Origin of the sequence: Tatumella sp. JGM94, from assembly GCF_018257595.1 — a bacterium.
GTDB lineage: Bacteria > Pseudomonadota > Gammaproteobacteria > Enterobacterales > Enterobacteriaceae > Tatumella > Tatumella punctata.
In genome coordinates this window covers 1-624 of record NZ_JAERJN010000041.1, presented here as the reverse complement: position 1 = coordinate 624, position 624 = coordinate 1, and the positions used below count along the sequence as shown (strand labels likewise).

Annotated in this window: 1 protein-coding gene; it reads right to left on the bottom strand. The window is 52.6% G+C overall.

The annotated features are described in order from the left end of the window. Positions 1 to 68 precede the first annotated feature (68 nt). Positions 69 to 563, bottom strand: a complete 495-nt coding sequence (locus JK216_RS16940) for an adhesin (protein ID WP_249213216.1) — start codon at positions 561 to 563, stop codon at positions 69 to 71. Between the last annotated feature and the right edge of the window lie 61 nt (positions 564 to 624).

Below are 624 nucleotides of genomic sequence, written 5' to 3'. Positions count from 1 at the left end.
GGTAAAACGAGAAACTGGCAGCCGGAAGGTCCGGTAACGTTGAACCCGGAACGGGAAAAACAGGCGGCTTAAATTAACCGGGGGTGACAACTACCTTGACACTTACCGGCACCTCCAACATCATAGATAAATCCTGGTGATTCTTTTCCTATGACCGAGTTCACCAACCCTGGCGCATATTCCCCGAACTTTCCGCCGACCCATGCTCCAGCGGCGGCACTTCCAACAGCCCCGGCATCAGCTCCATCCGTAAACACAGCCCCACCTGCCGCTATGCCAACGTTCTGCCAGACACCACGGCCCGGAGCCAGTGCTCCCGTAATACCTGCCGAAGCACTCCCCCGGTAATCCCAACCTTTACTTTCATTTCCCGGCTTACTCAGATCGAACCACTGATAAGAACCATTAGCGATTTCCGCGATGACTGCTCCCCCCACAGATTTACCTACTGATGCAGCCGGGCCTAAATAAGCCGCACCTGCAATCAAGACCCCATCTTTATAGCCATTAACGATAACGTTGGTGATATTCGCTCCTTCCGGTAAATTGATCTTACCCAGCAATAGTGGACACGCGACTAAGTGAGTAAACTCTCAACTCAGAGGTGAGTCACATGACAAAGCC